This is a genomic window from Pectobacterium brasiliense (genome assembly GCF_013449685.1).
GTDB lineage: Bacteria > Pseudomonadota > Gammaproteobacteria > Enterobacterales > Enterobacteriaceae > Pectobacterium > Pectobacterium brasiliense_A.
Map to the genome: position 1 here is coordinate 1 of NZ_JACDSF010000005.1, position 23,957 is coordinate 23,957.

21 protein-coding genes are annotated in these 23,957 nt (G+C 51.1%); 10 read left to right on the forward strand and 11 right to left on the reverse strand.

Annotation, left to right across the window (positions count from 1 at the left end; genetic code table 11):
* The first annotated feature begins 169 nt into the window (after positions 1–169).
* Complete coding sequence (locus H0248_RS02070; RefSeq protein WP_116165002.1) at positions 170–622, forward strand: acyltransferase; 453 nt, start codon at positions 170–172, stop codon at positions 620–622.
* Between the two features lie 31 nt (positions 623–653).
* Here the strand turns inward: H0248_RS02070 and H0248_RS22005 are convergent, their stop codons facing one another.
* The gene (locus H0248_RS22005) at positions 654–1,235 is read right to left on the reverse strand and encodes a hypothetical protein (protein ID WP_226887661.1); all 582 of its coding nucleotides are present in this window, start codon (positions 1,233–1,235) and stop codon (positions 654–656) included.
* A 25-nt stretch (positions 1,236–1,260) separates the two neighbouring features.
* On the opposite strand from H0248_RS22005, the gene H0248_RS02080 reads away from it, so the two are divergent.
* Positions 1,261–2,469, forward strand: coding sequence for an IS256 family transposase (locus tag H0248_RS02080; protein ID WP_180784488.1), 1,209 nt, complete (start codon positions 1,261–1,263; stop codon positions 2,467–2,469).
* A 208-nt stretch (positions 2,470–2,677) separates the two neighbouring features.
* On the opposite strand, the gene fumA is transcribed toward H0248_RS02080, so the two are convergent.
* Together fumA and H0248_RS02090 are read right to left on the reverse strand one after the other, a co-directional pair.
* Positions 2,678–4,321 (reverse strand): class I fumarate hydratase FumA, encoded by a 1,644-nt coding sequence (gene fumA / locus H0248_RS02085; protein ID WP_116166972.1) that lies wholly within the window; start codon positions 4,319–4,321, stop codon positions 2,678–2,680.
* A gap of 491 nt (positions 4,322–4,812) precedes the next feature.
* On the reverse strand, positions 4,813–5,691 hold the full coding sequence (locus tag H0248_RS02090) for a LysR family transcriptional regulator (protein ID WP_102118238.1): 879 nt from the start codon (positions 5,689–5,691) through the stop codon (positions 4,813–4,815).
* Between the two features lie 139 nt (positions 5,692–5,830).
* Here H0248_RS02090 and H0248_RS02095 point away from each other — a divergent pair, with 139 nt between their 5' ends.
* The gene (locus tag H0248_RS02095; RefSeq protein WP_180784489.1) at positions 5,831–6,301 is read left to right on the forward strand and encodes a multidrug/biocide efflux PACE transporter; all 471 of its coding nucleotides are present in this window, start codon (positions 5,831–5,833) and stop codon (positions 6,299–6,301) included.
* 318 nt (positions 6,302–6,619) lie between these two features.
* Here the strand turns inward: H0248_RS02095 and H0248_RS02100 are convergent, their stop codons facing one another.
* Positions 6,620–7,399, reverse strand: a complete 780-nt coding sequence (locus tag H0248_RS02100; protein WP_102118240.1) for an L-threonylcarbamoyladenylate synthase — start codon at positions 7,397–7,399, stop codon at positions 6,620–6,622.
* 371 nt (positions 7,400–7,770) lie between these two features.
* Between H0248_RS02100 and H0248_RS22010 the strand changes: the two genes are divergently transcribed.
* On the forward strand, positions 7,771–7,902 hold the full coding sequence (locus H0248_RS22010; protein WP_257981528.1) for a hypothetical protein: 132 nt from the start codon (positions 7,771–7,773) through the stop codon (positions 7,900–7,902).
* A gap of 130 nt (positions 7,903–8,032) precedes the next feature.
* Here the strand turns inward: H0248_RS22010 and H0248_RS02110 are convergent, their stop codons facing one another.
* The 6 genes from H0248_RS02110 to H0248_RS02135 form a co-directional block, all read right to left on the reverse strand.
* Positions 8,033–9,562: an FAD-dependent oxidoreductase gene (locus H0248_RS02110; RefSeq protein ID WP_116166970.1), complete on the reverse strand. Its 1,530-nt coding sequence runs from the start codon at positions 9,560–9,562 to the stop codon at positions 8,033–8,035.
* Positions 9,563–9,629: 67 nt separating this feature from the next.
* Positions 9,630–9,977 carry an FMN-binding protein gene (locus tag H0248_RS02115; protein ID WP_102118242.1) on the reverse strand — a complete coding sequence of 116 codons (348 nt, stop codon included), beginning with the start codon at positions 9,975–9,977 and terminating at the stop codon, positions 9,630–9,632.
* Between the two features lie 84 nt (positions 9,978–10,061).
* Positions 10,062–11,438: an MFS transporter gene (locus H0248_RS02120; protein ID WP_116155493.1), complete on the reverse strand. Its 1,377-nt coding sequence runs from the start codon at positions 11,436–11,438 to the stop codon at positions 10,062–10,064.
* Positions 11,439–12,401, reverse strand: coding sequence for a cytochrome c nitrite reductase subunit NrfD (gene nrfD / locus H0248_RS02125; protein WP_116238205.1), 963 nt, complete (start codon positions 12,399–12,401; stop codon positions 11,439–11,441).
* Entirely contained in the window at positions 12,394–13,092 is a 699-nt protein-coding gene (locus tag H0248_RS02130) for a 4Fe-4S dicluster domain-containing protein (RefSeq protein WP_116238204.1), read from the reverse strand. The genes nrfD and H0248_RS02130 overlap by 8 nt, the downstream gene beginning before the upstream one ends.
* A gap of 616 nt (positions 13,093–13,708) precedes the next feature.
* Positions 13,709–14,674, reverse strand: coding sequence for an alpha/beta hydrolase (locus H0248_RS02135; RefSeq protein ID WP_116166969.1), 966 nt, complete (start codon positions 14,672–14,674; stop codon positions 13,709–13,711).
* Positions 14,675–14,950: 276 nt separating this feature from the next.
* Between H0248_RS02135 and H0248_RS02140 the strand changes: the two genes are divergently transcribed.
* The 6 genes from H0248_RS02140 to H0248_RS02165 all read left to right on the forward strand — a co-directional run bounded on the left by H0248_RS02140 (position 14,951) and on the right by H0248_RS02165 (position 22,431).
* The gene (locus H0248_RS02140; RefSeq protein WP_102118247.1) at positions 14,951–15,853 is read left to right on the forward strand and encodes a LysR family transcriptional regulator; all 903 of its coding nucleotides are present in this window, start codon (positions 14,951–14,953) and stop codon (positions 15,851–15,853) included.
* Positions 15,854–16,145: 292 nt separating this feature from the next.
* Complete coding sequence (gene manD / locus H0248_RS02145) at positions 16,146–17,360, forward strand: D-mannonate dehydratase ManD (RefSeq protein WP_039283781.1); 1,215 nt, start codon at positions 16,146–16,148, stop codon at positions 17,358–17,360.
* Positions 17,361–17,389: 29 nt separating this feature from the next.
* Complete coding sequence (locus H0248_RS02150) at positions 17,390–18,412, forward strand: Zn-dependent oxidoreductase (RefSeq protein WP_102118248.1); 1,023 nt, start codon at positions 17,390–17,392, stop codon at positions 18,410–18,412.
* Between the two features lie 200 nt (positions 18,413–18,612).
* Complete coding sequence (locus tag H0248_RS02155; RefSeq protein WP_180784490.1) at positions 18,613–19,983, forward strand: MFS transporter; 1,371 nt, start codon at positions 18,613–18,615, stop codon at positions 19,981–19,983.
* Between the two features lie 103 nt (positions 19,984–20,086).
* The gene (locus H0248_RS02160; protein ID WP_180784491.1) at positions 20,087–21,553 is read left to right on the forward strand and encodes a mannitol dehydrogenase family protein; all 1,467 of its coding nucleotides are present in this window, start codon (positions 20,087–20,089) and stop codon (positions 21,551–21,553) included.
* Positions 21,554–21,744: 191 nt separating this feature from the next.
* Positions 21,745–22,431 carry a GntR family transcriptional regulator gene (locus H0248_RS02165; protein ID WP_014914316.1) on the forward strand — a complete coding sequence of 229 codons (687 nt, stop codon included), beginning with the start codon at positions 21,745–21,747 and terminating at the stop codon, positions 22,429–22,431.
* A gap of 66 nt (positions 22,432–22,497) precedes the next feature.
* On the opposite strand, the gene H0248_RS02170 is transcribed toward H0248_RS02165, so the two are convergent.
* Positions 22,498–23,859, reverse strand: coding sequence for an esterase-like activity of phytase family protein (locus H0248_RS02170; RefSeq protein ID WP_180784492.1), 1,362 nt, complete (start codon positions 23,857–23,859; stop codon positions 22,498–22,500).
* Positions 23,860–23,957 lie beyond the last annotated feature (98 nt).

Genomic DNA, 23,957 nt, shown 5'->3' on the forward strand with positions numbered 1-23,957 from the left:
TGACAACTACCTTGACACTTACCGGATGGAATGAACAACAGGATCAAAGTGATAAAACAGATGGCATACGAATACTGGGATAACGACTACTTTTTTATGAAGATAAAAGCAGCGTTCCCCAGTAAAGTGCGATGAACCTTATTAATTAGACCTTATTCTGGATAATTCTATGAAATTGTTAGAAAGCGAAATTCGCGACGTGATTTCAGGAAATAACGTCACCATCATCAGACCTGCCAATATTTATGAATGTGAACTCAAGGATAACGTATTCATTGGCCCTTTTGTTGAGATACAGAAAGGGTGTCTAATTGGTAGTGGTAGCCGGGTTCAGTCACACACATTTATCTGTGAAAACGTAACATTAGGCATGAACTGCTTCATCGGCCATAACGTGACGTTCGCAAACGATCTGTTTCATTCCGGTGTGCCGGACCCTTCACCGAATAACTGGATCACCATTTCCCTCGGAGATTCGGTCATTGTGGGAAGCGGAGCCACCATTCTGTCGCCATATATATGCAGTGGTTCCGTCATCGGCGCAGGTTCCGTCGTGGTTAAACAGATTGAGGTAAAAGGGATTTATGCAGGAAACCCAGCAAAATTAATCAGGCTATTATGAAAAGTAAAAGGGCCTGTTACGGCCCTTTTTATCAGAGATAGATTTGCGAGTATGGTAGATATGCGGAAATGGATTCTTGTGGTTCTTTACCAACTGCCGCCCTGTATTCAGCGTCAGTGATATCACCTTTGCTAAGCAAATGACTGAGAACTTCTCTCCCCAGCCCTGACAGTATCTGTATTTTTGCAGTACTGAAATCAAACATATTATCTATCATACCTGGCTCCGGAGTTACCGGCGGCCTAGCCAGATAGCCAGGTTTAACCACACTGGTAATGATGTTCCAGTAAGAGGAAAAGTCCCTAGAAGGATCTGGGATGAGGCCCGCCCGCAACCCTATACGGATGGTTTCCAGCCAGCTGTCATAAAAGCGTTTAACATGCAGTGAAGCCATGTGTTCAGCGCACCAGTCCTGCATAACAATTTTCTCCGGAAGTTCTGAATTCCCAGTGAAAACATTAATAACCCATTGGCTGATAATATCAAAATAGGGAAATGCAGCACCGAAACCAGCAGTATCTACAGGAGGATTGATGACAGCGAGAGTAGGATCTTCCGTCCAAAAAGAGCCTGTACATAAATTTGTGTAATTGCCTGATTTTGATATGTTCAATCCAACATCAAAAGTAGGTTAATTTATGGACGAAAAACAATTACAGGCACTGGCTAACGAACTGGCCAAAAATCTCAAAACACCTGATGATCTCAGCCAGTTCGATCGCCTGCTGAAAAAAATCAGTGTTGAAGCCGCCCTTAATGCTGAAATGTCCCACCATCTCGGGTACGAGAAAAACCAGCCCAAAGCGGGTCTTAACGCACGCAACGGTTATTCCACAAAAACTGTCATTACTGGCGATGGCCCGCTCGAACTGCGTACTCCGCGCGATCGTGACGCCACCTTCGAACCTCAGCTCATCAAGAAAAACCAGACGCGCATCACGCAGATGGACAGCCAGATTTTATCTCTGTATGCCAAAGGCATGACCACACGGGAAATCGTCGCCACGTTCAAGGAAATGTACGATGCTGATGTCTCACCCACACTGATATCCAAAGTCACCGATGCGGTTAAAGAGCAGGTTACTGAGTGGCAAAACCGGCCATTGGATCCGCTCTATCCTATTGTTTATCTTGACTGTATTGTGGTGAAAGTTCGTCAGGATGGCAGTGTGATTAACAAAGCCGTGTTCCTCGCTCTGGGCATTAATACCGAAGGTCAGAAAGAGCTGCTGGGGATGTGGCTGGCAGAAAATGAAGGCGCAAAGTTCTGGCTAAGTGTGCTGACAGAGCTTAAAAACCGAGGACTTCAAGATATCCTGATTGCCTGTGTGGACGGATTAAAAGGCTTCCCTGATGCGATAAACAGCGTTTACCCTCAGACACACATCCAGCTGTGCATCATCCATATGGTGCGCAACAGCCTGAAATACGTGTCATGGAAGGACTACAAAGCCGTTACTGGTGGACTGAAAACAGTGTATCAGGCTCCGACAGAGGAAGCCGCACTGATGGCACTGGATACGTTCGCGGGTCTCTGGGACGATAAATACCCGCAAATCAGCAAAAGCTGGCGTGCGCACTGGGAAAATCTCAACACCTTCTTCGGTTACCCGCCCGATATCCGCAAGGCCATCTACACCACGAATGCCATTGAGTCACTGAACAGCGTGATCCGACAGGCGACAAAGAAGCGTAAAGTGTTCCCGACAGACGACGCAGTGCGGAAAGTGATTTATCTGGCGATTAAAGATGCCTCAAAAAAATGGAGTATGCCGATCCAGAACTGGCGGCTGGCGATGAGCCGCTTTATTATCGAGTTCGGTGACCGCCTGAGCGATCACCTTTAATACGGTGGCAGTTACACAGAATTATTTACAGGCTCGCCTCTGGCGGTGAAGGTATCGCGTAGCGACCCCGTTCCGCCAAAAAGCCTGAGGTCAAGGAGCAGCGGCGATTGGCTGCTCCTTGTCGGGTGCGTGCAGAGAATCTGCATGAAAATACCGATTGTTATCGCACACGAAATATCGCCTAACTTCTAACCGCCGTAGGACTTCCTTAACCGCATTTCACGCACTTGGCGCTCTGAATCACCTGGAAGAAATCGTTGCCTTTATCATCGACCAGAATAAAGGCTGGGAAATCTTCGACTTCGATTTTCCAGATAGCTTCCATACCCAGTTCAGGGTACTCAACGCAGGTCAGGCTCTTGATGCTGTTCTGCGCCAGAATCGCTGCCGGGCCGCCGATGCTGCCAAGGTAGAAGCCACCGTGTTTATGGCACGCGTCGGTCACCTGCTGGCTGCGGTTGCCTTTCGCCAGCATGATCATGCTGCCGCCGTTGGCCTGCAATAAATCAACGTAGGAATCCATACGGCCAGCGGTGGTTGGGCCTAACGAGCCGGACGGGTAGCCTTCTGGCGTTTTCGCCGGGCCTGCGTAGTAGATCGGGTGATCTTTGATGTACTGCGGCAGGCCTTCTCCGTTATCCAAACGTTCCTTCAACTTGGCGTGAGCAATGTCACGACCCACGATGATGGTGCCTGTCAGGGAAAGACGGGTGGATACCGGATACTGCGACAGCGTTTTCAGAATCTCGGCCATCGGACGGTTCAGGTCGATTTTAATCGCATCGCCTTCGCCCGTTTCACGCAGGTGTTCAGGGATATATTTGCCCGGATTCTGCTCTAACTGCTCCAGCCAGACGCCCTTGCGGTTGATCTTGCCTTTGATGTTACGGTCAGCGGAACAGGACACGCCCATACCGACGGGGCAAGAGGCACCGTGGCGCGGCAGGCGGATAATCCGCACGTCGTGTGCAAAGTATTTCCCGCCAAACTGTGCGCCCAGACCCAGATCGCGCGCGGCTTCCAGAATCTCTTGCTCCAGCGCGACATCGCGGAACGCCTGACCGTGCTCGTTGCCCTCGGTCGGCAGTTCGTCGTAGTACTTGGTCGACGCCAGCTTAACGGTTTTCAGCGTGGTTTCTGCCGAGGTGCCGCCAATCACAAACGCGATATGGTACGGCGGACAGGCCGCGGTGCCCAGCGAGCGCATTTTCTCGATCAGGAAGCTTTTCAGCTTACCCGGCGTCAGCAGCGCTTTGGTTTCCTGATACAGATAAGTCTTGTTTGCAGAACCACCGCCTTTGGTGACGAACAGGAATTTATAGTCTTCGCCTTCGGTACTGTAGAGGTCAATCTGCGCGGGCAGGTTGGTGCCGGTGTTGACCTCTTTGTACATATCCAGCGCGGCGTTCTGCGAGTAACGCAGGTTGTCTTCAATGAACGTGTTGTACACGCCTTTGGACAGCGCTTCGGCATCATTACCGCCAGTCCAGACGTTCTGGCCTTTTTTACCGACGATGATCGCCGTACCGGTATCCTGACAGGTCGGCAGGATGCCCTTGGCAGAAATCTCTGAGTTGCGCAGGAATTGCAGGGCAACGTATTTGTCGTTTTCGCTGGCTTCCGGGTCGTGAAGAATATCGGCAACTTGCTGCTGGTGAGCGGGGCGGAGCATGAAAGAAGCATCGTGGAAGGCTTGCTGGGCCAGAAGTGTCAACGCGGCTGGCTCGATCTTCAGGATGTCCTGACCTTCAAACTGTGCGACAGAGACAAAGTCGCTGCTCAACAGGCGATATTCGGTATCATCTTTACTGAGTGGAAAAGGATCTTGGTAATAGAAGGGTTTATTCGACATTTTTTTCTCACTTGCAATTGCATCAATTAGTAAATTTTCACCTTATAGGATTCAGCATCTTATTATTAAGGCGTATTACCGCAGCACTACAGGGATGTCTCGAATACAAAAGTAGTAATCACCATAATAGTATGGTTTTTTGTCGGGAAGTACTACTTTGGTACATCACAATAATAATGATGTGCGTGTTATTTTTTCCCCGTAGCAGACACGTGGAACGGCGACATGGCATAGGTTTCCTGTGTGCGGACGCCACGGGAAACGGCACGCGATTTAACGTGAAAATATTCCTCTTTCAATTGGCTTAATTAAGTAAAGTAAATGGTGAAATTAAAAACAATAACCATTTAATCTTTAATGTTATTCGTTGGCGATATAAAGAAACCGTTATTGGCTTTTTATCGCTTCATGAAAAAACAGACCGATCACAAAAGCCACGGCGCGGTGGTCGATGTGATGACTGATATAATGTTGCCAATCCAGTGACGGAGTTATGGCGGCGTAGTCTCTTGTTGGGCAAGGAGATTGTCGATCATCCACAGCCCAGCAGGGCCGGGCGGATGGGGTTTGGACCAGACAACGTCTACGTCGATCCACTGCGGCCAGCCTGCGACAGGCAGCTCCACCAGTTTCCGCTGGTCATATTGCGCCACCAGCCAGCGTGGCAGAATGCTCCAACCGTGCCCCTGCTGTGCCATTTCCAACAGCATAAGATAAGACGGCGCAGACCAGACGATCCCTTCCGGTTGCAGCCGATCGCTGCGTTTATAGGTATTGAGATAGAGCTGGCGGACTGTCGCTAGCTGGCTGCGCGTCACGGTTTTTTCCGTTGCGAGCGGGTGCGCTGCCGACACAAAGATGGCCATTTCGGTCTTAACCTGCAAACGCGCGGCGGCAATATCGGGCGGGTAATCCGTTTGGGCGCGTAGTAACCCGACATGCGCACGGTTTGTTTGCAGCAGATCGATCACGTCATCGCCTTCCGCAATCAGGCATTCAAATTCAATATCGGGAAAGTGATGGGCGAAACGCTGAAGCACGGGTTCGTAGTGGGTTGCTTGCCAGATATCGGACAACACAAACGTCAGGCGGGGTTCGATATGGTCGGCTAGGCGAATCGCCAACTCATCCAGCTCTTCGCTGGCGGATAAGATCGCCTGTACGTGGGAAAGCACTTTTCTGCCCGCCAGCGTGAGCACCGGCTGGTGACTGGAGCGATCAAACAGCGTCAGCCCCAGATCGGCTTCCAGATTAGCGATGGCCGCGCTGATCGTGGACTGGCTTTTATGCAAGCGTCGTGCGGCGGCGGAAAACGAGCCCGCATCAACGGTGGTAACAAAAGCCAGCAGGGATTCCGGTGAATATCGCATTGTGTCTCTATCGTTTTTATCGATGGAATCTAACTGTACTCTACCACCTTATACGATGAAAATAAGGCTGTAATACGATGCCATCCATGGTCATGGCGAAAATTGACCCGTAACTCGCAATAAATAAAGTGAATGTGTTATGCAGAACAAAATCAGTAAAACCTTACGTGAGCGTGTGTACCATGCGATGGGCTTTGAGCTCATCGCGTTGACGATCTGTGCGCCAGCGGGTGCCTGGCTGCTGAATAAGCCGCTCTTCGATATGGGCGCACTGGCAATTATGCTCTCCAGCGTCGCGATGATCTGGAACATGATCTACAACTCGATATTTGATCGCCTGTGGCCTGCGGATCGCGTTAAGCGCCGACTGCCGGTTCGTATTGCTCACGCGCTGGGGTTTGAAGGCGGCTTTATATTGATTGGTCTGCCGCTGGCGGCGTGGATGCTGAACGTTACGCTGTGGCAGGCGCTTATGGTGGAGATCGGCTTCTTCCTGTTCTTCCTGCCGTACACCGTGGTGTATAACTGGGCCTACGATACGCTGCGGGAACGCATTGTGAACCGCCGCCATCACGCTCAGCAGGTCTCAGCCAGTTCTCGTCTGCGCTAATTCGTCTACGTTAATTTGCCTGTGTTAACTCTGCGTTACCGGTGTGTCAGCTTAACGCTCTGATACGCCGGTAGCTCAAGCGCTCGCCATAAATACCAGGATGCCACCGTACGATAAGGCTGACATTGTAGGCCCAGCGCGTATTGATAGCGCTGAGATGAGTTTTGGCGCGCTGCGTGAAATCTGCTGGCAGATGGGATGGCATAAACGGCTTCCGTAATGAGAACGCAAAGGACAGAAAACGAGCATAGGAGATTGCCGCATAGCGCGCCATGTAGGAAGGGCTATTTCAGCGGCAGGCTATGCCGCTGTTACGTGCTAATAATAATCGCCGTGCCGATAGTCCCAGGTGGTGAAGGTATCAGACAGTAGCGACATCACCTTGTCCACATCCAGCCCCTTGCGTATCAGCGTCGGGCACGGGTACACGTTCCGCCTCCCTTTTTGTTCCGGCACCAGTTGACCTTCTGTATCCACCATCGACACCATCACGCCTTGCTCGTAGCGTGTGTCATGGGACTTATTTGGCTGGATAGATTTCACGTAATCGTCGGCTTCGATAATCAGATCGGCAAAGGCACTAATACGTTCACCGATCCCCTCCACCTCGCCTCGGTTGCCTTTACCTGACGGGTTAGCTGAACTGGCAAAGGTTAATTTTCCATACTCTTCCCACAGCGCCTGCGTGAGGATTTCGCTCGGTTTACCGAATTTAATCACGAAACAGCTGGTTTTGCGATCGTCCATCATCAGCGCTTTCGAGCCATCTTTGGGGATACGCGCTAATGCACTGTCGTGCCAGGGAAGGATGCAGCCCAGCAGCACGTCGGCGTCCCAATGGCGCTGATATAACTGTTCGATTTCTGGATTCAACTGTGCCAGCACTTTCAACTGGTCAATGGAGCCACACAGCACTACACCCGGCTTGTTTCGGTTGCGCTGTTTGGCGTCAAATTTGCGCTCCAGCCCTGCTTTATCTGAAGCCATGATGATATAACCCACCTTGGTTGGAGAAACGATGATTCCCCCGCCGCGTGACATAATTTGCACCGCATCATCATGCAAACCGCCATTCCAGTGAACTTTACTTCCGCTCATGTTGCCCCCTGATTGTAGAGAAAAAACGGAGTCTCACTGTGTACCATTTATTTGCATGACATATTTGTTTGAAAAGTAACCAATAATGTCGACGGAAATATCAACATCGGGGCGATCCGAATGAAAAAGCAAGAGTGGGACGTGTGCGTAAGGTGGCGCAGGTTTAGCGTTAACGCATGGCGTGGCTTTTAGTCGTATCAAGACGGGCAGCCATACTGAGATTGGAATGAGGTTGAGGTGCATACGATGCTTAACGATACGCTGTTTCAGGATGTTGACTCGCGCTGGGGCATCGTGCGTAAACGCGCCCTGTTGGAGAAAGAGCAGTTGGAGAAAGAATAAGCTGCGCATCCGCGAGGGGAGTCGTTATCGTGAATTTTGATTTATTTGCCGATGAAGCGCCGCGTCGCTGGACGGAAACGCTGGCGCCGGGCACAGTTATCCTGTGCGGAAGCGGGATAAGAGGAGTGCCAGCCTGTATTGAGCACTACAGGCTGTCTTAATCATGCTGGTCATTTAAGCCCGCTGTTAGGGGAAACACAGGGGGAGGTTCCCGTAGGGAGGCCTCACCCCTGTGGTTGCCCCGTGTATCTCAATGCTCAAACGATCGGCATCAGGCTTAAGCGCTGGCGCTTATTTCTTGCTGAACTTCATATAATCGAGGGCGCTTTCTGCCGCAATACGGCCGGAGTTGAGCGCAAAGCCAAACGTGCCACCGCCTAACAGCAGGTCATAGGTGTCGCCATACATGCCAGCAGCATCATTACCCGTGACGTACAGACCCGGAATGACCTCGCCGGATTTATCTATCGCCTGCATTTTCTCGTCAATCTTCACGCCGCCGAGTGTACCCAGCGCGGCGGGCTGCATTCTCACCGCATAGAACGGGCCGGTTTTTACCGGACGCAGGTAATCCATGTTTTTGTTGAACACCTCATCCCGCTTTTGCGACGCAAATTTGTTATTTTCTTCCAGCGTATTCTTCAGCACGCTGGCATCAACGCCCATCTCTTTCGCCAGCCCGTCAATGGTGGCGGATTTGAAGACGAAGCCGCGATTTTTCTGACTTTCCTTGGTAAATTCGCTATCAAATTTAGTCAGCTTGGTATTGGCGATCACCCATTCGCCAATCGGCACATCAATGCCGTCTTCGACGTAATGCTTACGGGATGTTTCGTCAAAAATGGAGTACATGATGCCGCCCGCTTTGGACAGCGCATTGCCGGAATGTGGCCAGATGATGACGTTGGATTCATCGGTAAAGCGGCGGCCGTGTTGGTCAACCCACAGATAGGGCTGACGTGCGGCGGCCAGCAGGTGAGAGTTGGGCGCGTAGTCTGGCAGGCCGGGGCGATAGGCTTGCAGGAGACCCAAGCCGTCCGGCTTGGCGCCGGCTTTCCAGGCCATATTAATCCCGTCGCCGTCTTTACCGACGTTACCTACCATAATGGTATCGGGGAAGGCGGCGTATTTTTGCAGCATCTCTTTGTTGTTGGCATAGCCACCGGTCGCGATGATGACGGCCTTGGCGTCGATCTGGAAGGTGTTGCCTTCGCTATCTTGTGCGATGACGCCTGTGACTTTGCCGTCTTTCACGACCAGATCTTTACCCGCTGTCTTCACCAGCGTGGTGACATCCATCGTTTTAAACTGCTCGTGGAATGTCTTGATCAGGTGGCGTCCGTGGCCGGGGCCGTCGATCACATGCCAGGTCAGCATACCGCCAGGGCCGCCGGGGCCGATGTATTCAAACTTGATGCCTTTCGATTTCACCCATTCAATCGTGTCCGCAGAACGGTTGACGAAGGCACGCACCACGAAGGGATTGGCCATCCAGTGGCTGTACTCCATGATGGTCTTAAAGGCCATATCCGGCGTGACCACAATCCCCTGACGCTTCTGCATACTGCTGTTGGCGGCGAAGATGCCTTCGGCAAAGTTACCCGTGCCGCCAACTATCGGTTGTTTTTCCAGTAAGACGATTTTCGCCCCTTTCTCTGCGGAGGCCATGGTTGCCGAGGTGCCTGCCGCACCCGCGCCGATAATCACGATATCCGCGCTTTTCGGGATTTCCGGTTTTGCCGCGTCCGCCGCCTGTGCGGTAGACCAGCTCATCATCGAGAGACAGAGCGTCGCGAGTACACTTTTTCTGAAGCGTTTCATGATGTTTTCCTTAATGTTATTCGTATTCTTACAATGCAGTCGTGCTGCGTGTGGAGAACCTACGGGATTAATTCGCTTTAGCCTGCGAGTACGCGTCTTCCGCCGCTTCTTTCACCGCACCGCTGGTCATCGTGGCGCCGGACACCCCATCAACCTGGATGCTCTGCTTTTCGGTCATGGTTTTCGCGAGTTCTATGGCGGCTTCCCCGCCGACTTCCGGCGTTTCTTCTGGGGCATCAATCGTCGATTTAAGGACTTTCCCCTGCGCATCGATATCAAGCGTAACGGTGACGTCCCCGCCGATACCCTGTCTCGCAGCGGAATAGGTGCCCGCTTTAAAATTCCCTTCTTGCGCAACCGCGGTTCCCATTGCGAATAACAGGCAGAGTGGAAGGATTCCTGAGCAGATTTTCATATCAATAGTTCCAGTAGTTTTTGAATGAATACGGTGAATCACAAATCTATTTCCCATAAATCACGTTATCTCCCATAAATAACGCTATCTCCCATGAATAAAGTGATAACCATCGTCGTTATTGAGGGGCCTGAATATCAGGCAGCAAAGGGGTAAGCCAATGCCGAGTAATAAAAACAACAGACTGAAGTGATTAAGGTTGAAGAGGATTTCAAACTGAGAAAGAAAACGTAATATCGGAAATGTCAGCGTCATACTGAGCATGACGGAAAGTAATTGGCTAATGGTTAAAAGATTATTACCGCTGTGGTACGTGCTGTTATTCAGGTTGCTAAAGGCCAGCGTACTTTCTGCTGAATATAAGGTTGAAATCAGCACGCCTAATATCATGGCGATGATGCCGATGAGCGGCATTAATTTCTCTTGCACGGCGACGCTCAACGCGAGGATACACAGAGACGTTACGCTGGTTGTCAGCATCAACAAACGACGGTAGCCAATACGCGTGACCAGCGGTTCGAACAGTATTTTTGACAGCAGTGCACCACTGGAAAAGAGCAGCAGAACCAAGCTGGTTTCCGCAGGTTTACAGGCCAGCGTCGTTTGCAGCATTAACGAAAGCACGACGGGCGTTGATGCCAGTAATGTGCGCGTCGCGATACCGCCAATAACGCCGACAGAAAAGGTTCTGATGCCAAACAGGGCACGAGGAAATAATGCCGTCTCTGTAATGAGATGCTGCCGATAATAAATGAATACCAAGCCCAGCGTGCTGCAAGACAGGAATAGCATGACGAACGTTGGCAATATATTTTTCGTGGCGGTGGTTAACATGAAGGCCACGAGAAATAACATTAAAATGGGAAACGCGACTTCATAGGCACCCGTGCGTGATGTCTCTTTTATCGTTGCAGTAGGAATATAGTAGGTTGCCAGAAAAAAGCAGAGTAAAGCCAGCGGGATATTCACGAGGAAAATAGCCTGCCACGAGAGAAAACTAACCAGAATATTGCCGAAAACGGGGCCGATCAGGGTACCAAGTAATCCCAATAAGGTCACCCGATTCAGGAAGCGTAATTTCAGCTTCTGCGGTGTGGTGCGTAATATCACGGTTCTGATGATGGGCAGCATGAGCGCACCGCCGATGCCTTGAATAAAGCGGAAAATGCTTAAGCTGCCGAGTGTGGTTGCCGTCATGCACAGCAGCGAGCCGAGCGTGAAAATGGCAATCGCAATCTGGTAGGTTTTCCGTTCCCCTAGCCGTTCCGCCAGCCAGCTATTGGCCGGCGTAAACGCGACGACCGTGACAATGTAGGCGATCACGATCGTCTCCATATGCAACACCGGCTGGTGTAGCGACTGCGCGATGGCAGGAATGGCGACATACACCATGGTGGTATCCAGCGATTGCATGAAAAAGGTGGCAGAAGCAATCCAGAATAAGACCCATGACGTATTCATTCAGGCCACCGTCATTTGTCCGGCATAAAGCACGAACAGTCGTAGCAGGAACACGCCGAACAGGCTCATGACGGCTAACGTAATCACTTGCCCTTTGCCGGAATGGGAAGAGGGCTTGCGTACCCGGTTGGCAATAGCGGGAATCACAATACCGATGCCGATAATGCCGATCCAGAATACGCCGCCCCAGAAACCCGATAGTGCGGTTTGTGCGGCGACAACCTTTTGCCCGCCGCCAAGCAGCAGCCCGACAAAAAACGCGAACAGCAGGAACAGCTCGGCATACACCACTGGGGTTTCCACGCAGTGGATGAAATGCAGGGAGCGTGAATGCTCCGATGTATTACGGCCCCATGCGCTGGCCAGCAGCATGACGGCAATGCCGGAGGTGGTGCCGGATACCAGAAACAGGACGGGCAGAACAGGGTTATTCAGCAGCGGGAACGATTTCAGCGCGGACAACAGAAAGCCGGTATAGCAGCCGAGCAAGACTGCCAGCACCAGCAGCAGGTTCTCAATCACCGCCGCTTGTTTGACGATTACCGCTGTTAACTGACGGGCTCGCGCCGCCAGCGCAGGTCGGTGCCAGACGGTTTCAAGCTGCGTCAGCCATGTATCATGATAAAGCGTGATCAGCCATAACAGCATCACGACGAAATACACCTGAAAGAGCATCACGCCAAGCGACATGATGGAGGTCGGGTTGTAAAAGACCATCAAATACCAAAAGGTAAAGGGTTTGGTCAGGTGGAAAATCAGAATCCCCAGCCCGAGGATCACGGCGAGCGGTGCGACGATAGCCGTGGTTTTGATGACAAGATTACTGCCGCGATATTCGCTGGGAACGTAGTGCCTGAGGAGCATCGAGAGCGATACCATTCCCGCCGAAATGCCGACCAGAAGAAGATAAACGGCGATGGGCCAATCCCATACCAACGTGTCGAACGTGAAGGCATTATGCATTGTCGATTTCTCCTCGTTTCCCCGGCATACGGTAGAGCTGGGGTTCAGTACCCAAATAGACCTTGGAGCGGTAGGTCGCGTTGCTCTCGATCATTTTGGCAATGTTGCTTTCAGGGTCGTTGAGATCGCCAAATACCAACGCTTTGGTGGGGCAGATTTCGACACAGGCAGGCTGTTTCCCAGCGGCCAGATTGGTTTCTCGGCAAAAATTGCATTTGTCTGCCGTTTTCATGACGGGATTGATGAAACGCACATGGTAAGGACAGGCGGCAATACAGTAGCGGCAGCCCACGCAGCGTTTATCGTTCACATCAACAATGCCGGTGAGCGCATCTTTGAAGGAGGCTCCCGTTGGGCAGACGGCAACACAGGGCGGATTCTCGCAGTGCTGACAGGATTTACGGAAAAATTGCTTGATGGCGCGTGTCTTCTCGACGGCAGGAATATCGACGGTTTGCAGTATATCCAGCCGGGTTACGCCATCGGGCACGTTATTGGTCTCTTTACAGGCCTTGATACAGGCTTTGCAGCCGATACAGCGCATTTCGTTATGCAATAAGCCATATTTAACGGCTACTTTACCCTGCGTTTTTTCGGGTTCATTTTGCGCTTGTGCGAGACCGATATGCCCACTCATGGCAATCGTACCTCCCATATAGGCAATAAAACGACGGCGAGATAAGTCTTCCATATTATAAATCTTCACATTGGGGTGATAGCCGCGCGACGGCTAAATAGCTTCTCATAATAGCGCTACACTTGCAGAAGATGACATCCCGCCAGCGCTGGAGCCGCACAATGATAGGTGGAGCATCAATGCGAGAAGCTATTTAGATATTATGCATCCAGCAATAGCATTAATATTTCTCAGTGTGGCGCTAATAGGAATAACGCTCCGTTATTACGATGAAAATAATAAGCAGACCACGTTGTTATTGTGGTTTTATTGAAACATGGGAAGTAACGGGTAAGTGTGCGATTGGTCACGTTTATTTTTTTTGTAGATCCGTATATAACAAATATAGATTTGTTATAAATGAAGTTTTATTGTGTTATCGCTTTATTCTTAGTCCTTCCTGTTTTTAGTCATCAAGACTTCCACTAGGATAATTTTTTATTTTCTCTATGTACGGTGATTTTGAATAATTGATGTATATCAGATTATACGTTTTTTTATGTGACAATAAATGAGAGGGGAATTGATAATGGCATTTTTGGTAACAAATAAAAAACGTTAGTGCTTGTTAGGCTCTAACGTTTATGCAACATGAGTTATTAGGGGATAAAATTTTAATTGTCTGCAGGCATCAAGGTTTTAAGTGCTTATCAAGAAAGCGGACGGTAATCTTCATAATTTCCGGTTGCAGCCAATGCGGTCCACCGTGCTCTGCGCCTTTCACACTATAGTAGGTTGACGCGATCTTTTTCTCTGTTAGTGCCTGATGCAGCCTCTCGGTCTGACGTGGAGAAACTACGGTATCGTTCGTGCCGTGCATAATCAGGAATGGGGGCGTCGCGCTGTTGATAAAGTTAATAGGGTTAGCGGCAGCAGCTTTTTCAGGGTAGCGGGTGATTGCGCCTCCTTCATTAAATACCGAGGTGCCATTGACCCAAATTGCTTCTGTCGCGGAAGGTGATGCGTGTTTCTGAACGACATCGTCAGGGAAACCTTCACCCACAAGTGTCAGGTCGGATAAGCCATAGAAATCAATCACGGCCTGAACATCACTGCTTTGATCGAGATTATCGCCTTTATCATAGTCCTTTGAACCATTTGTCGTCCCAGCAAATGCTGCCAGATAGCCTCCCGCAGACGCACCGAAAACCGCAGCGTGTTGTCCGTCAATGCCGAATTTTTTCGCATTGGCACGCAGATAACGAATGGCGGACTTGACGTCTTCCAGCGGAGAGGGAAAAAGCACGGTGGGGGCGACACGATATTCCATGCTGGCAACGACATAACCGGCTTCGGCAAGGTTAAGACGCTGTTGCAGGTAATTATCTTTATTGGCATTAACGAATCCGCCGCCGGTAATGAATAATACGACGGGAAGTGCGGTTTTCGCTTCAGGCTGAAGGATATCCATTTTTAATGCGACGTTAGGGTAGCCCCGCACCGATACCTGAGAGTAAACGACGTCAGAGATTAACTTCACGGATGTCGTTTCCTGTTTGACGGTGATTTCATGCTGGTTCTGTGCTGCATTGATTGCTGTCGCGCTCATCATTGCCAAGGTCGCTAACCCTATTTTTGTCGTTTTCGAATAATCCATATCTTAAGTCCTTTTGTTAGTGGTATGTAAATTTTTTTGTTTGAGAGAGGTGATGTCATATTTGTAAAGGTAATATTAAAAAATCTTTAATATTATTGGTATTTCGTCTTAAATGAATGAATTATTTCCTCGTTGATAATAAGTTGACTATCTCTACTATTAACGTTATTTCTCATGAATTAAATGTGCATCTAATCACATTTGATTATTTACAAATCATTATAATTGTTATCATGGCCGATTATAGAAGTTATCGTTGATGCGTAATATAAAACAATGTTCAGCATAAAGCGTGTGATTTATTATCAGGAGCTCATCCGAGTCGGGAGTTTCACTAAGGCGGCAAAGGCGCTGAATATCTCTCAGGCTTTTTTGTCACAGGAGATCGCCCGCCTGGAGATTGAAACGGAAAGAAAGCTGATTAACCGAACCACCCGGCAGTTTTCTCTTACACCATTTGGGGAGATCTTTGCGGACAAAATTCAGGGGATGATTAAGGAGCATTATGAACTGGCGCAGTTCGTCAGCAGCTATGAGGAAAGCACGGATGGTGCGCTACTGGTTGGCGTGATCCCGATTTTTAACCGTCTGGCACACTACAATATGTTTAACCTGTTTCAGAAAGCCTATCCCAATATCGATATCTCTTTCATTGACGGCGTGAGCACCGATTTGCTGGAAAGGGTGCGCAATGGCGAGATTCACCTGTCTTTCTCGACGCCTTTTGATGAATACCTGAACGATCCGTTATTTCATCACACCATTTGTCAGATCGATGACGTTGTTGCGGTGATGGCGACGTCGCACCCGCTTGCGGGCAATAAGACGCTAAGCTTGCCGCAACTGGTAAAAGAAAAACTGATTGTGCCGCAGAAAGGGACAGGGGAGCATGCTGCTGTTTCTGAATCCTTCACTCGGCAGGGCATCAACCCCAGCTACTTTCGTGAATGCAGCAATATGGACATCATTATGGATCTGGTGATCAACCTGTCCGGCGTGGTCTTCCTCTGTTCGTCTGTCGCCAAAAGCCTGACCGCTTACGACGTCGCGGTGATTCCGCTGGAAGAGCAACTGAAAAGGACTTTCGCCATTAGCTATCTGAAGCGCAGCACGAACATTCCTATGGTGCGCCTGTTTCTAGATTTCCTGCAAGACTACAACAGCAAGTCTGCCCAGTAGGAGATTTTCCTTGTTCAAAAGGTGCCGATATCCAAGGTATGCACTGTAACAGATAACATGCTCTGTGCGTATCCAGCCCTAGCAGCGCTGAGCGCACAAGCCGCCGCCAACCTTTTTATCTGCCCACGTTTTATCCCCGCGGCGCACTCCGGTTCTTCCTCTCGCTTTTCATGAATTTTAGATAAATGTTGCAGATGTGAATAAATGTGAGGCGATTCAAATTATCTTGATTAATATACTTGTATGGTAGTCAGCATAAACGAATGGCTACATGCACAGAAGGATAAGTAACGTGAAGATTGTCAGCGCTGAAGTGTTTGTCACCTGCCCGGGGCGAAACTTTGTCACCCTGAAAATTACGACAGATAGCGGATTAACCGGCCTCGGCGATGCGACGCTCAACGGGCGTGAGCTGCCGGTCGCCTCTTACCTCAAAGATCATGTGTGTCCGCAGCTGATTGGCCGCGATGCGCACCAGATCGAAGACATTTGGCAGTATTTCTACAAAGGCGCGTACTGGCGTCGTGGCCCAGTGACCATGTCCGCGATTTCGGCAGTCGATACCGCGCTGTGGGATATCAAGGCCAAAGCCGCCAACATGCCGCTCTACCAACTGCTGGGCGGCGCATCGCGTACGGGCGTCATGGTGTATTGCCACACCACGGGTCACTCGATTGATGAAGTGCTGGATGATTACGCCAAGCACCGCGATGAGGGCTTCAAGGCGATTCGCGTACAGTGCGGCGTGCCGGGTATGAAAACCACCTACGGCATGGCGAAAGGCAAAGGGCTGGCGTATGAGCCGGCGACGAAAGGCAACTTGCCGGAAGAGCAACTGTGGTCGACGGAAAAATACCTCGATTTCACGCCTAAGCTGTTTGAAGCGGTGCGCGACAAATTTGGCTTCAACGAGCACATGCTGCACGACATGCACCACCGTCTGACGCCGATTGAAGCGGCGCGCTTTGGTAAAAGCATTGAGGACTATCGTCTGTTCTGGATGGAAGACCCGACGCCTGCGGAAAATCAGGAGTGCTTCCGTTTAATCCGTCAGCACACGGTTACGCCGATTGCGGTAGGTGAAGTCTTTAACAGCATCTGGGATTGCAAGCAACTGATCGAAGAACAGCTCATCGACTACATCCGTACCACGATTACCCACGCGGGCGGGATTACTGGCATGCGTCGCATCGCCGACTTTGCTTCGCTCTATCAGGTGCGCACCGGTTCACACGGGCCGTCGGACCTGTCGCCTATCTGCATGGCGGCGGCGCTGCATTTTGACCTCTGGGTGCCAAACTTCGGCGTGCAGGAATACATGGGGTACTCGGAGCAAATGCTGGAAGTGTTCCCGCATAACTGGACATTCGATAACGGCTACATGCACCCAGGCGAAAAACCGGGGTTAGGCATTGAGTTTGATGAAAAGCTGGCGGCCAAATACCCCTATGACCCCGCTTATCTCCCAGTTGCCCGTCTGGAAGATGGCACGTTGTGGAACTGGTAAGAGTGGAATAGGTAATCAGAGACCAAAATATGAAAAGCATTGTGATACAGCAGCCAAATGAACTGGTGATTGAAGAGCGTCCTATTCCGCAGCTAGCGGCAGGTGACGTTCGGGTGAAGGTAAAGTTGGCGGGCATCTGTGGCTCGGACAGCCACATCTATCGCGGGCATAACCCTTTTGCTAAATACCCGCGTGTGATCGGGCATGAATTCTTCGGCGTGATTGAGGCGGTGGGTGAGGGCGTGGAGGCATCCCGTCTGGGCGAACGCGTCTCGGTCGACCCGGTAGTGAGCTGCGGCCACTGCTACCCTTGCTCCATCGGCAAGCCGAACGTCTGTACCTCGCTGGTGGTGCTGGGTGTGCACCGTGATGGCGGATTCAGCGAGTACGCTGCCGTACCGGCGAAGAATGCACACACTATCCCAGACGAGATCCCTGATGAGTTCGCCGTGATGATCGAGCCCTTCACGATTTCAGCCAACGTGACCGCACAGGTGAAACCGACGGAGCAGGATATCGCCCTGATTTATGGCGCGGGACCGATGGGATTGACCTCGGTTCAGGTGCTGAAAGGCGTGTTCAACGTGAAGGAAGTCATTGTCGTCGATCGCATTCCTGAACGTCTGGATATGGCATTACGTAGCGGAGCGGACAGGGTTATCAACAACGCATCGCTGTCATTAAAAGACGAGCTGGAAGCGCTCAATATCAAGCCTACGCTGATTGTTGATGCTGCCTGCCATCCGTCTATTTTGCAGGAAGCGATTACGATTGCGTCTCCTGCGGCACGTATCGCCATCATGGGTTTTTCCAGCGAGCCTTGTCAGGTTAGCCAACAGGGAATAACCAGCAAAGAGATCTCCATTTTCTCATCGCGCTTGAATGCCAATAAATTCCCTATCGTGATTGCGTGGCTGAAAGAGAAACGTATCGATCCGGCTAAACTGATTACCCACCGGTTTGATTATCAGCAGGTTGTACAGGCAATTGAAGTTTTTGAAAAAGATCAAAAACGCTGCTGCAAAGTCCTGCTGACATTTAATGATGCATGACACGTTATTGGCAACCGGGATATATAAAAGGGAAACACATTATCGATTACAGAAAACTATAATGATTCCTTTGAAGTAATTATTTCTCTCTTAATCACTCCAGACCATTAATAACGGGTCTGGAGTGGATTGCGACACCATGATGAACGGTAATTTTACTTACTGTGCTCTACCATAATTACAAATCGTCGAGAGTATATATGAATACGAAAATAGCATCTGGACAAGAAAAACCTGCAAGAAGTACCTCTGACTTAGTTAAAGCGGCGGTGTCCGGCTGGTTGGGCACCGCATTGGAATTCATGGATTTCCAACTGTATTCGCTCGGTGCGGCATTGGTTTTCCATGAAATATTCTTCCCTGAGCAATCGGCAGCGATGGCGCTGATTCTGGCAATGGGAACCTACGGTGCAGGCTATGTCGCACGTATCGTCGGTGCCTTTATTTTCGGCCGTATGGGGGACTCCATCGGTAGAAAGAAAGTACTCTTTATCACCATTACCATGATGGGGATCTGTACCACGTTAATTGGCGTACTACCGACCTACGCACAGATTGGTATTTTCGCGCCCATCTTGCTGGTGACCTTGCGTATCGTGCAGGGGTTAGGGGCGGGTGCCGAGATTTCCGGTGCCGGTACCATGCTGGCTGAATACGCGCCTAAAGGGAAACGCGGGATTATTTCCTCACTGGTTGCAATGGGTACCAACTGTGGCACGCTCAGTGCTACGGCTATCTGGGCCGTCATGTTTTTTGCCCTCTCGAGAGAAGAGTTACTGGCGTGGGGCTGGCGTGTACCGTTCCTGGCGAGCGTCGTCGTGATGATCTTCGCGATCTGGCTGCGTATGAACCTGAAAGAAAGCCCGGTCTTCGAAAAAGTGAGTAATGATGTCTCGGGTACTGAAGAGCCGTCACCTGCTCTGGTGGTTGAACAAAGCGAGCAAAAATCAGTACTGTCCATGTTCAAAAGTAAGGCGTTTTGGCTGGCAACGGGATTACGCTTTGGACAGGCGGGAAATTCAGGGTTAATTCAGACCTTCCTCGCAGGATATTTAGTCCAAACGCTCCTGTTCAATAAATCTATTCCGACCGATGCATTGATGATCAGTTCCATTATTGGTTTTATCACGATTCCATTATTAGGTTGGCTCTCGGATAAAATTGGTCGCCGCGTACCGTATATTATTCTGAATATCTCGGCGATATTGTTAGCCTACCCAATGCTGTCTCTTATCGTCGATAAAGAGAATAGCGTTAACGTGATTGTCGTCAGTATTATCATTATTCATAACTTCGCGGTACTGGGATTATTTGCGCTGGAAAACATCACCATGGCGGAAATATTCGGTGGACGCAGTCGCTTTACGCAAATGGCGATTGCCAAAGAAACCGGTGGTCTGGTTGCCGTTGGTTTTGGTCCGGTGTTAGCGGGTATTTTCTGCAACATGACCGGTTCTTGGTGGCCGATTGTCGCGATGATGATGGTTTATTCTGTGATCGGTTTATTTGCAGCTATCTGTATGCCGGAAGTGAAAGACCGTGACTTGGATGCATTAGAAGACGCGGCGTAACGTTCAGATTGTCATTGTTCGAGTTGCAGATGAATTGACCTGTCTGCAACTCGAATTATTTAGGGCACAGACGTATTTTTTGAATCACCTATCAGGGATAACGATGAGTATCAGTGAATTTTCTACGCTTAAACCGCAGGTTGTGGTGCCGCGTTACGACCGCAGTCAGCTAAAAACACGTATTGCGCATATTGGCTTTGGCGCATTCCACCGGGCGCATCAGGCTGTCTGTGCCGATAAGCTGGCGGCGGAACACGGTAGCGACTGGGGCTATTGCGAAATTAACCTGATTGGCGGCGAGCAACAGATTGAAGCCATTCGCCAGCAGGATTTACTGTGGTCGGTTTCCGAAATGGCGGACAGCGGCTGGAATAGCCGGGTCATCGGCGTGGCAACCCGCGCGCTGCACGCGGAAGTCGAAGGCATCGAGGCGGTGCTGGAAGCGCTGAGCGCGCCGGATATCGCCATTGTGTCGATTACCGTCACGGAGAAAGGCTATTGCCACCATCCGGCGACGGGGCAGTTAAATAGTGAACATCCGCTGATTTGCCACGATCTGGGGTTACCCGCAGAACCACGCTCCCTGCCCGGTGTGATTCTGGCTGCGATCAAACGTAGACGGGAACGCCAGCTACCGGCATTCAGCGTGATGTCCTGCGACAATATGCCAGAAAATGGGCACGTCACGCGCAACGTGATCGTGCAACTGGCCGAGCTGCAGGATATCGAACTGGCGCGCTGGATTGAACAGCACGTCACCTTTCCGTCCACGATGGTGGACCGAATTGTTCCTGCTATCACCGAAGAAACGCTGGGGACAATTCAGGGACAGTTGGGCGTAGTCGATCCCGCGGGCATTGCCTGTGAACCGTTCTTCCAGTGGGTGATTGAAGATAACTTCGTCAACGGTCGTCCCGAGTGGGAAAAAGCCGGTGCGGAGCTGGTACAGGATGTGCTGCCGTTTGAGGAAATGAAGCTGCGTATGCTGAACGGCAGCCACTCATTTCTGGCGTATCTGGGCTACCTTGCTGGCTATCAGCATATCAGCGAGTGCATGCAGGACAGCGAGCTGGTCGCGGCGGCGCATCACTTGATGCTGCGTGAACAGGCGCAGACGCTGCGTACACAGGGTGTCGATCTTGCCGCCTATGCAGATGCGCTGCTGGATCGCTATCGCAACCGGGCGTTAAAACACCGCACCTGGCAAATTGCGATGGACGGCTCGCAAAAACTGCCGCAGCGGATGCTGGATTCGATCCGCTGGCATCTGGCACGCGGCAGCCGTTTTGATGCGCTGGCGCTCGGTGTGGCGGGATGGATGCGCTATGTGGGCGGGGTGGATGAACAGGGAAAACCGATTGAAATTAGCGATCCGCTGAAAGATTTGATCGCTGAAACGGTGCAACGCAGCCCGGAAGGCGAAAGCCGAGTCGCGGCATTACTGACGCTGACGGCGATTTTTGGTGAAGACTTACCGAAGAACCCTGTCTTTGTTGATGCGGTGACGCAGCACTACCTGTCGCTATTAGCGAAGGGCGTGAAGGAAACATTGCAGGATACCAACTGGTAATATGAAAGCGGNNAGCCGTCGCGTAACTGCATGAGATAGCTGTGAATCATAAAACAACACAGGATGAGGCGAATGCCGACGATGCCTTGCCCTGTGGCCCCCGATCTCATCACGACAGGCGTTGTAACACTGACACTCACCGCGCTAAGCGTGTATCATAAGCGGTAAATTTCTCGGGTAAGCACAGCGGCATGGACACCTCTTTTCAGATCAACAACAACGAACCAGTTAACCAGCAAATTTATCGCGTACTGCGCAAAGACATTGTGGAATGCAATATTCCGCCGGGTAAACTGCTGTCTGAAAAAGAAATTTCTGTGCGTTTTGACGTTTCCCGCCAGCCGGTCAGAGAGGCTTTTATCAAGCTGGCAGAAGCCGGACTGGTGCAGATCATGCCGCAGCGCGGCACGTTTGTGATGAAAATCTCGGAGCAGCGCGTGGCGGATGCCCGCTTTATCCGTCAGGCGCTGGAGTGTGCGATTGCGCGTCGGGCGGCAGAAATGGTGACGGAAGAACAGCTGCTGACGCTGGAGCACAACTTACGCCGTCAGGAACTGGCCGCGCAGAATGATCAGGTGCGCGAGTTTCTCAGCCTTGATGACAGCTTCCATCAGCTTCTGACGCAGATTGCCAACTGTCCGCTGGCGTGGGAAACCATCGAATCGATTAAAGCGACGATGGACCGTGTACGTTTTCTCAGCCTGAGCCAGGTTTCACCACCGCCCAGCCTGATCCAGCAGCACTACCTGATTTTTAGCGCCCTGAAAGCGCGCGATCCTGATGCTGCCGAAAAAGCGATTCGTGAACATTTGCAGGAAATGATCTATTCGATCACGCCGATTGCGCAACAGAATAGCGACTGGTTCGAGCACGCCTGAACGCGTTGACCTGAGGGTGTTGAATAGTGGCTTCCCCGTCTCCGGTGGAAGCCATTTCACAGAAGACTACTTGAGCGGCTGTGGCAGGGTAATCACCCACAGTTCGTTATCGGCTTCTGGCTTCTCCAACGGTTTGATGGCTAAGGTCGTCTCGACCGCCTTGCCATCTCGCGTCAGTTTTCCATCGGCAGTAACCTGATAGTCGTCCGCCTTATCTTTCGCTTTCACTGGGGATTGCAGCACGGATTGCAGGCCAAAGTCGTTGTCGTTAATAACGGCCAGCGTTTGCTTATCGACCAGCGCCAGACCTTCCACTTTCTCCTGCTGCCAGCCGAGTTTACGCAGATCCACCAGCTCCTGCTTGCTCGCCAGCGTAATGCCGCGTTTTTCCAACTGGGCGAGATCGTCAAACTCCGGCGATTTACCGTCAGCATCGAACGGTGTCAGATCGCTAGCCTTGCTGAGATCGACCAGATAGATGCGGTTCTGCATTTGTTTGTCTTTATCCGCCCCTTGCTCGACCAGCAGAATACGCTGATTATCCAGCGCGACGATATCGCCGATCTTGGCATCCTTCGCTTTCTTATAGCTGTCGATGTTGATGGGGTAGCCCACTATGCGGCTGCTTTTGGTTTCCGGGTTAAACATCACTAGACGCGTAAACTGGGCTTTGTTTTTGCTTTTGCCGGCGATATCCAGCGTGCTTTGCACGGCCATGACAATCGTGCCGTCTGGCAGGCGGGTCAGCCCTTCAAAACCCCGATTCGGCTGACGCCACTTGATGATATTCGGTAAACCGCTGGCAACCGAATGTTCGCTGCCCGCAGGCGTCGGCCCGAATTTTTGCAGGATCTTCCCGCTGGCATCAACGTGAATCAGGAACGGGCCGTATTCGTCACACAGCCAGAAACCGCCGTTGCCGTCCGGCGTAATCCCTTCGGTGTCCAGCCCGCGCTGGCTGGTGCTGAGCGGTTGCAGCGCATCGTTCAGCGCCACTTCGTTGGTGGTGCCGATAACGTCCGCGGGCAGCGGCAGGCCAGTGATATTGCCCTCGGCATCGTGCAGCGGACGGGCGTTGATCGCCTCGGCGGTTTTCGCGCTGACCCGAATATCCATTATCAGCGGTGCGTAGTCAGGGCTGGCGAAGATCTTGGCTTCTTTCTCACCAACCAGCGGTGCATCGGCATTTGGGCCGCGATCGGTGACGGTGGTGAACATCAGATCGTCGCCCTGTTTGCCGGTGAAATAGAGGCCGGAGCCAATACCGACAGGCAGGCCGTTGGGGAAGTTCTGGGCGAATTTGCCCTGATACGCAACGCGTTCGCTGGCTGGGAAGGTGACGACATAGCGCGTCACTTTCTCACCTTCGGCCTGAACGCTGAACGGCAAAAATCCGGCAACCAGCAGTGCTAACAACGTGTGTTTCATGGGATTAGCTCTTTGATGTGGGGCGATTTGACAGACATATTGTCGGAGCATAGGGAATCATCATGTCAGTTTTGTGACCGCACACTTGATTTTGCCAT